Here is an 8994-nt window from a genome sequence, read left to right as displayed (position 1 = left end):
TTCGGAACAGCTATTTAGACACCTCATAGCCTTAAAATGAGGCAACTATTGGAGGTGTTATGACCCGTCAGCGTTATCCAGAAACATTCAAAATCGAAGCCGTTAAACAAATCACCGAGCGCGGACGGCCGGTGGCTGACGTTGCACGAGCCCTTGGGGTCTCCAGCCACAGTCTGTATACCTGGCTCAGGCAGTACGGTAAGCCTGCTGACCAGCAGCTCGAAGAGTCTGCCTTGCAAGCCGAGATACGCCGCCTGAAAGCCGAACTGCGCCAGGTCACCGAGCAGGGCGGGAGCACACTTTGTTGATATTTTAACCAAAGAATAACTGAGCCCGATAGTCGTCATTCCAGCCGGCTCTTTTTAGCTTGTTTCTCTGACTTCGAGCACCACAATTGCTCTGTTTTACGATATTCAATACGAACCGCCGGAATAGCGCCATATTCTCGACCGCATCCTCCATCGCTATCCTGGAAGCATCCTCGTTGAACACCACATCAAGAATGTAATGCTGGCTGTTCTCTATCCGCCAGTGCTGCCGTATATAGTGCCCTAGCAGCTTGTGCTTGGGGGATAACGAGCTGACATAGTAAGAGGTATCTACCGTTCCTTTTCCGTTGGCGCTGCGGTGACGCTCAACGGCAATGATGCTGCGGATTGTCGGCCATTTCTCCGTCAACTCTGGCGGTAATTTGGCTTTTAATTGAAATACATAACGCTCTTCCTGGCGGCCATGTCCACTCTCTTTGTGCTCGACGACAATCTTCTCTTTCTGGGCGTCAAACAGTGACTGGAATTGCGATTGAACCGCTTGATACAGCTTCGGTTGATTATTCTTGACCTGTACCACTACATGAGCCTTCTTCTCGCTGATTTTCTCCAGTGTCTCACGCTGACAATGCAACGCATCGAGTGTGACAACGGCTCCTTTTAGCTCAAGAATGTCCAGCATATCTTTGACGGTTTCGATTTCCCCCTTCTTGTTAGGGGTTGCTTTCTGGCTTAACACCAGCCCATTTTCGGTATCGTAAGCCGTGACCAACTGAAGCGCATCCTTGGCATTTCCCCGAAAGGAGCCGCGTAACACCTTGCCATCAAAGGCAATGATGGGTTTGCCCTGATGAGTGCGCTGTTCATTGACCCAGCACAGCAACGCTTCAAGCAAGGTATCGATGACAATGCAGCGCAGAATGCGGGCAACCGTGTGACGCCGCGGGATGCCGTTGGCAAAGGGGCGATGCTGACGGAGCCAATCGAACTTTGAATCGCCATAGGTTTCGATGTCATTCCAGCCCTCGGCACCACTCATGATGGCACTGATGACAAGGAACATGACATCAACCAGGTTATGTTTACGATTGATCTCAGAGCGAGTTTCTTCGACAAGGGTAAGGTGTTCAATCAACGTCATAGCGCGTGCCTCCTGCATGGAGACGCGATTAGATCACAGACGATCTGCCTGTTCAAATTTCATTAACAAAGTGCGATCCCGCCCTGGGTCACCGAGGAGCGCAATATCCTAAAGGAGGCCGCCGCGTACTTTGCCAGCGAGTCAAGGAAAGGTACGCGTTCATAACCTCCCGACTCGACCGGTACAGTGTCGTTACCCTGTGCCAGACCTTGGGGGTTCACCGAAGTGGCTTCTACGCGTGGTTGAAACAGCCCGTATCGCCACGACAGCGGGAGGACGAACGACTGACCGGATTGGTCAAGCAATCCTGGCTGGAAAGTGGTGCTGTCTACGGTTATCGCAAGATCCATCGCGACCTTCGTGACGGGGGAGAAGCCTGCGGCAAGCACCGAGTGGCCAAATTAATGAAGCGGGAAGGGCTGCGTTCGCAAACGGGCTATCAACGCCGCAAGGGGCATTATGGAGGCAAGAGCCCACTGGTTGCTCCAAACACGCTGGCACGTCAGTTTAAGGTGCCAGCCCCCAACCTCTCCTGGGTGACTGACATTACCTACATCCGTACTCAAGAAGGGTGGCTGTACCTGGCGGTGGTGCTCGACCTGTTCTCTCGCCAGATCGTCGGCTGGGCGATGAAATCACGCATGACGGCAGACTTGGCGGTTGATGCGTTATTGATGGCCGTCTGGCGGCGCAAGCCCAAGCAGCCGGTACTGGTGCATTCGGATCAGGGCTGCCAGTTTACCGGTGGCGAATGGCAGGACTTTCTGAAGACCCACAACCTGAGTTGCAGCATGAGCCGACGTGGCAACTGTCACGACAATGCTGTCGCCGAGAGCTTCTTCCAGTGGCTCAAACGGGAGCGGATCAAGCGCAGGATTTACGCGACAAGAGACGAAGCCCGCAGCGATGTGTTTGATTATATCGAGATGTTTTACAACCCAATCAGGCGTCATGGTTCCAATGATGGGCTGTCGCCGGTAGAGTTTGAAAGGCAGTTTATTTTTCAGCAACAGAGTGTCTAGAAAACCAGGGGCGATTCACCGCTATTTTCTCTCCCCTCACACGCAACCGCTCCCCCGATAGGGGGATGCGGTTTGTTCACCAGGAGCCTATAACCAACACAGTCGTTAAAGCGGCCGATCAAGTATTACAAGGGGTCTGTCGATGTATCTGCCATGGATGACAGCAAGCAATATAAAAAGTCAGGGACTGGGGGACGTATGAAACTTTTTACTAAATCATGGCTGGCAGCAAGCATCATTACCGCACTTGCCGGTTGTGGTGGCGGAGACAGTAGTGGTGATAGTACAACGCCACCAGAGACTAAAACCACGCTTCAGATAAGAGCAATTGATGGTGTGTTACAGGGTGCTCTGGTGTGGGTCGATCTTAATGGAAATAGCCTGCGTGATGCAGCAGAGCCTTTTGCCAAGTCAGATAGCGAGGGGAGAGCACTGTTCACTCTTGAGCCAGGCCAATTGAGCGCCAATGTGTATGTGGAAACCATTCCCGGTGAAACAGTAGATCTGGAACGGGGACCGGTTGACACCGCTTTTACTATGGTTGCTCCTGCAGGCTCAGGCAGCAGTGGTACAGTAAGAATCGTATCGCCTCTGACCACGTTACTGCATCTCGAAACACTGAAATATAACGATCCGGTACAGGCCCGGGAGGTGCTGGCCCAGAGGCTTGGCATTTCCTCGGCCATGCTGGATGCAGACTTTGTCGCATTGGGAGATGGGCGGGCACTGTTTATTGCCAAAGTGATCGCCGATGCTCTGCCAGCCTCGTTGCCAGCAGAGGCAGACAAACAGGATGTCCTGCTTTTGGCGCTTAACAATAAAACCGGTGAAGCTACAGCTATTTACGACAAATTGACGGATGAACAAATCACTGTTCAGGGCAATCCCACCCTGAAGAGTGAAATCGACTACAACACTCATAAGGCAACATTCACCATCGAGTTTTCCACCCGTAAAACTGAGGGCGGTGTCGAGGTAAGCCAGGGGACCAAATATTACTGGGATAAAAATGCCAACGATTATGAGAGATACAATGGTACGCCACTGATCGCTACCACATGGAGCCTGGAGACCACACGTAAAGCTGACGGAACTATCGAGCGCTATGCCAAATGGGAACATGACTTTAACAAGGATGGCGAGCGAAACTTCAAGGGACAATCGCTGAGTGTAGGGAATGACACCAAGTGGGTGGAATATTTTGACGAGGACACCAACTGCAAAGAGCTGAATGAATATCAGTGCAATGATCCCACCCGGATAAATGAAGGGCGAGACCTGCGAGCTGAGTTCGCAGCACAGGATTACAGTACTATCGATTTTGTTCAGATGTGGACGAAAACGGGCAATGCCACAGGCCACGACATCGAGATGATTGAGTACAAAACCGATGCCCCGACTCGTAACTGGTTCAAGCTGGACAATCCGGGACAACCCGGTTTCCGCCGGTTGGAGCATTACGTTAAAGACTCTGATGGTGTACGTACCACATATGAGAATGATTGGAACGCTGATGGCACCATCAATCAGCGAGAGTCACTGCTCAGCCGCCAAAATGGCACGACACGTTATGAGTCTGGCAAAATTGTCTGGGCCAACCCTCTTGATGACTCGTTCGAAGAGTATGCTGATTACAACTTCCACACTGGCACTCGTTTACCTTACTGGTACGAAACTGTAGTCGAACATGTCCCCTTGGGAGATGGGCTGCAACAGTTAACCACCGAAGGGAAGCGCTATTTGCTGGATGAGGAGAAACAGCTGCGCAAGATCGATGATACGCACCCGGATGGCTACCTGTTTCACCAGTACAAAGCAAAACAAAAAGAAGTTTCTGCCGACGAGCATCAGATCCATGTTACCTGGCAGCACATTGCGCTGGATGGATATGACTTCAACCGTGACGATATTGGCCAAGAGTTCAAGGTCATGCGTCGTCACAAAGTTGATGGGGATGCAATGAAAGGGTGGTGGATAGGGCATAACTATGCCGAGTGGGGTAGCCAAGAGGTGCTCGATCTCCCAGGTAAAGTTCTCGCGCTGCTGGCACAAGGTAAGAGTTTTGCACAAATTACTGCTGCTGAGCTGCCCGGATTGGGGGTTTATGACCAAGTTGCGCTGTCTGGTCCTCTGTTTACCACCGCGTTCAAAGGCTACCTGGTGACAAACGACGGCTGGCTTGGTGCCTCTGGCAAACAAAAAATGACAGTGAATGGTCAGCGTGTCGGCACACAGGACCTGTTGTTACAACAGGCGGGGGGCATGACTTCTCTGGTACTCCTGAAAGGAATAGGTTCGGAACCCTGTGCCTGGTGGACCTGCTGGGAGCAACGTATTACTTCGCTTGACAGTGTTGACCCGGTGAAAGGGATCATGACATTTCGCCGCTGGAGTGACACGGATCCACTCACAACACTGTACCTGCGAGAAGTGGATGCTGATGTAGCCATGGCCCCTTGAATTGCCAAGGAGGCGATATAAACGATGTGGCAACGGGGCTCGCGAGGGCCCCGTTATGCATGTGTTACGGACTACATCTCTGGCGCTGTGGTTGCCACCCTCTGAGGCAGGTCACTGAATCGGGGGCACTGACGTGGTTAAATGGTCGGCTCACATCTTGCCGGATATTGCTGTGACCATGCCATCTGACCTTCAGCCGCTGCTCGCTTGGCCCGACTATTTGCAGGCATCCTGGCTGCGCTGCGCCCACCAGACCAGTGCCACCCTCTGGCATCCGCCCCACAGCGCCAAGGGGCAGACCTTGCAGAGCCTGCGCCAGCGCAAGCGGGACCTGCTCACCACCGGCGAGATGGCCCTCGAAGATCTCTACGAATTTATGGAGGGGCGCCCCTGCGCTCTGCTGCTCACCGACGAGAGCGGCTGTGTGCTGGCCCGCACCGGCCACCCCGACACCCTGCGTGAGCTGGCAGAGCTGGGGTTTGGCCCCGGCGCCTTTTTCAGTGAGGGGCGCATCGGCACCAATGCCATCAATCTGGCGGCGCTGGAGGGAGTACCGCTCTGCGTCAGCGGCCCCCAGCACTTCAACCAGACCCTCCACCCGTGGCACAGCTGCGCCAGCCCGGTTTACAACAGCAATGGCCGTCAGGTCGCCATCATCGCTTTGATCTGCAAGGTGGAGGAGGCGAGCGCCGGCGATCTGGCGCTCACCGTCAGCGCGGGGCGCGAGCTGGCCCATCTGCTGCAGATGGAAACCCTGATGCAGGAGTCCCAGCACCACCTGAGTGAGCTTTATGTCCTGCTCGATGGTATGGATGACGGCGTGCTGGCCTGGGATCCGCAGGGTCGGCTGCGCTACCTCAACGCGCTGGCGGCCCACCGGCTGCGGCTCGATCCGGCGCTCTGTCTCGGCCAGCAGCTGGAGCAGCATCTGCTGTTGCCCCAGCGGTTGCAGCTGGCCATCAGGGGGCAGACGCCACTGAGTCATGTGGAGGTGACGCTGGAGCGGCTCGGCGCGCAGGAGGGGGAGTTTATCAATGCGCTGGTGAGCCTCAAGCCGCTGCCGGGGCCGGAGGGGGTCAGCTTTATCGCCCTGCTGCACCCGGTCGATCGGCTGCGGGCCATTCACCAGCTGCGCCAGACGGTGCCCGAGCTGTCGGCGCTGGTGGGCGAATCGAGCGCCATGCGCAAGCTGCTGCGCTATGCCCGGCAGGCGGCCCAGAGTCAGGGGCCGATCCTGCTGCGCGGCGAGGAGGAGGTGGGCAAGGCCCAGCTGGCGGAGGCGATCCACTTTGGCAGCGAGCGGGCCGCCGGGCCGCTCATTACCCTCAACTGCAAGGCGCTGCCAAGCGAGCGGATGGCGCTGGAGCTGATGGGCTCCGACGAGGCGGGGCAGGAGCGGGCGGGCAAGTTCGAGCTGGCCCACGGTGGCACGCTAGTGCTGGAGCAGGTGGAGTGTCTCTCTGCCCCCATGCAGGCGGCGCTGCTGCAACTGCTCAAGACCGGTCGCATCCAGCGCTTCGATTCGGCCCGTATCCTGCCGCTCAAGGTGCGGATCATCGCCACCAGCAGCGCCCCGCTGGAGCAACTGGTGCAGGAGGGGCTGTTTGGCCGCCAGCTGCTCTATGCGCTGCAGGCGTGCGAGCTCTGGCTGCCGGGGCTGCGGGAGCGCGCAGCGGATCTGCCGGGCCTTATCAGCCAGCAGCTGGCGGCGCAGGGGCGCGAGCCGGTGCGCCAGTTCAGTCCGGCGGCCCTCGACTGTCTGCTCGCCTATCCCTGGCCCGGTAATCTGGGGGAGCTGCGCAGCGCCGTCGAGCATGCCCTGCTTCATGCCGGTCAGGGGCAGATCCCGCCTGAGGCGCTGCCTGCCGCCATTCGTCACGGCTATCAGCAGGTGGCGGACGAGGTGGTGGGGCAACCGCTGCTCACGCTTGCAGAGCTGGAGCGGCAGGCCATTTTGCGCTGCGCCCACGCCTGCAAGGGGCAGGTGAGCCAGATGGCCCAGCATCTTGGCATCAGTCGCACCACCCTCTGGCGGCGGCTCAAACTGCTCGAGATCGATCCCGCCGACTATCACGGCTGACGGTTATTGAGGCCGTCGCCAAGCAGCCCGTAGAAAATGAAACGTCCCCGCAGTTGCGGGGCCGTGTTATATGGCAAGGTCAGCGGTGGCGCGGTTACAGCCCCAGCTGGTGGGCGGTGACGATGGCCGCCAGCACATCCTCGGCGGTGACCTTGAACGGCATGTTGTGGATGGTCTCCCCTTCGGCGGTGGAGGCTTTGGCCACCTCCATCAGGCGCGCCATATCCAGCTCCTTGACCCCCATCATATGCAGGTTGGTCGGCAGACCGATCGAGCGGCAGAAACCCAGCACTGTCTCGATCTCCGCCATCGGCGCGTTCTCCAGCACCAGTTGCACCAGGGTACCGAACGCCACTTTCTCACCGTGGTAGAGGTGGTGACACTCGGCGAGCTGGGTCAGGCCGTTGTGGATGGCGTGGGCGGCGGCCAGTCCGCTGCTCTCGAAGCCGATACCGCTCAGATAAGTGTTGGCCTCGATGATGTTCTCCACTGCCTTGGTGCAGAGCCCCTGTTCCACCGCCAGCTTGGCCTTGTAGCCATCGGCCAGCAGGGTCTTGTAGCAGAGCTCGGCGATGGCCTGCGCCGCCAGCGTGGAAGCGCCACCGGCCATGGTCTGGCAACCGGAAACCTTGTTGGCCCGCGCCTCGAAGTAGGTGGAGAGTGCATCCCCCATGCCGGAGACCAGCAGCCGCACCGGAGCGCGGGAGATCACGCCGGTATCCATGATGACCATGTTGGGGTTGGTCGGGATCATCAGGTATTCGCTGAACTGCCCTTCCGGGGTGTAGATGACCGCCAGCGCGCTGGTCGGCGCATCGGTGGAGGCGATGGTGGGGACGATGACCACAGGCACCTTCTGGTAGAAGGCGACCGACTTGGCGGTATCCAGCGTCTTGCCGCCGCCGATGCCGATAATGACGTCAAACGGGGTCTGCTTGCAGTGCGCCAGCAGGCGGTCGATCTCGGGGCGGGAGCACTCGCCATTGAAGCAGTCGAACTCGGGTTTGATGCCCGCGCCGTGGAAGCTGGTGGCCACGGTATCGCCCACCAGCTTGGTGACGAAGGCGTCGGCCAGGATCAGTGGCTTGCTGCCGAGCGCCTTGACGTAGTTGCCGATATTGGCGAGGGCCCCGTTGCCTTGTACGTATTTGCTGGGGCTGATGATAATGCGGTCCATATTTTATCCCTCTCTTTATGAATTAAGACTTCTCTTAAAACTTACAGGGGCGAAGGGGCGGCTGTGCCGGGGACGCCTTCGTCTTCTTTTTACTTGCACGAAAGTGGTGCTGCACAGGCTCAGCGAGCGAGTGCAGCGCCTTGAAACAGTGGCGTGCGGCGTCAGTCGCCGAAACGCTCGGCGGCCAGCTGCTGGAAGCAGGTCAGTGCGGCGTTAGCGTCCTCTCCGCGCGCCAGCAGGGTGAGCATGTCGCCCTGACGCACGTTGAGCATGGCGAGCCGGGTCAGGCTGCGGGGGTTGGCCTCTTTGTCCCCCTTTTGCAGCTTGAGTTCAGCGGCAAAGGGTTTGAGGGCGGCCACCAGTCGGGCGGCGGGGCGCACATGCAGGCCGTGGGGGTTATCCACCACTACCTCGCAGCGCAGCCAGCCGTCGTCGGCAACGGGGGCTGTCTCCGTGGCGGCCTGCGCCGCACTTGCAGGCAGCATCGCCTGTTTCGGGCCAAGGGCGCCGAGCGCCTCGGCGGCCACCTCATCCAGCGTCAGGCCGGAACCGGCCGCCACCACGGCGGCCAGGGTGCCCTCGACCAAGGGGGCCGGGCAGAGCCGTACCCGGGCGCTTAACTCGGGGGGCAACAGTTCGAGGGCGGTTTCGGCGCTGAGCAGGGCGCTGCCCAAGTCCATCAGTACCAGCACGCCGCTGCCGTCATCCGCTTCTTCAATCGCACTCATCACGGCGATGGCATCGGTGCCGATGGGGTGGTCGGGGTCATCGACCCCAGCCGCCAGCAACAGTTTCGCCGGGCTGCCGAGCTGGTCGGCCAGCGCTTTCAATCCGGCCGCCAGCAT

Annotated in this window: 5 protein-coding genes and 2 pseudogenes; 4 read left to right on the top strand and 3 right to left on the bottom strand. The window is 58.3% G+C overall.

The features are described from left to right. Positions 1-59 precede the first annotated feature (59 nt). Positions 60-287 (top strand): annotated as a pseudogene (locus tag AACR93_RS07590) (transposase); the annotation flags it as partial. Positions 288-312: 25 nt separating this feature from the next. On the opposite strand, the gene AACR93_RS07585 reads toward AACR93_RS07590, so the two are convergent. After that, positions 313-1410, bottom strand: coding sequence for an ISAs1-like element ISAs1 family transposase (locus AACR93_RS07585; RefSeq protein WP_043850359.1), 1098 nt, complete (start codon positions 1408-1410; stop codon positions 313-315). Positions 1411-1497: 87 nt separating this feature from the next. On the opposite strand from AACR93_RS07585, the pseudogene AACR93_RS07580 reads away from it, so the two are divergent. The 3 genes and pseudogenes from AACR93_RS07580 to dhaR all read left to right on the top strand — a co-directional run. After that, positions 1498-2432: pseudogene (locus AACR93_RS07580) on the top strand (IS3 family transposase); the annotation flags it as partial. Positions 2433-2585: 153 nt separating this feature from the next. Further along, positions 2586-4892: a hypothetical protein gene (locus AACR93_RS07575; RefSeq protein WP_043850357.1), complete on the top strand. Its 2307-nt coding sequence runs from the start codon at positions 2586-2588 to the stop codon at positions 4890-4892. A 178-nt stretch (positions 4893-5070) separates the two neighbouring features. Continuing rightward, the gene (gene dhaR / locus AACR93_RS07570) at positions 5071-6972 is read left to right on the top strand and encodes a dihydroxyacetone kinase operon transcriptional regulator DhaR (RefSeq protein ID WP_043850361.1); all 1902 of its coding nucleotides are present in this window, start codon (positions 5071-5073) and stop codon (positions 6970-6972) included. A gap of 94 nt (positions 6973-7066) precedes the next feature. Here the strand turns inward: dhaR and AACR93_RS07565 are convergent, their stop codons facing one another. Together AACR93_RS07565 and AACR93_RS07560 are read right to left on the bottom strand one after the other, a co-directional pair. Next, complete coding sequence (locus AACR93_RS07565) at positions 7067-8149, bottom strand: glycerol dehydrogenase (RefSeq protein ID WP_043850356.1); 1083 nt, start codon at positions 8147-8149, stop codon at positions 7067-7069. A gap of 161 nt (positions 8150-8310) precedes the next feature. Further along, positions 8311-8994, bottom strand: a 684-nt coding sequence (locus AACR93_RS07560) for an HPr family phosphocarrier protein (protein WP_043850355.1), incomplete at its 5' end; no start/stop codon positions are given.

The organism is Aeromonas sp. L_1B5_3, from assembly GCF_963866575.1.
Classification (GTDB): domain Bacteria; phylum Pseudomonadota; class Gammaproteobacteria; order Enterobacterales; family Aeromonadaceae; genus Aeromonas; species Aeromonas jandaei.
The sequence above is the reverse complement of the archived record's forward strand: the minus strand, read 5'-3'. Positions and strand labels throughout refer to the sequence as shown.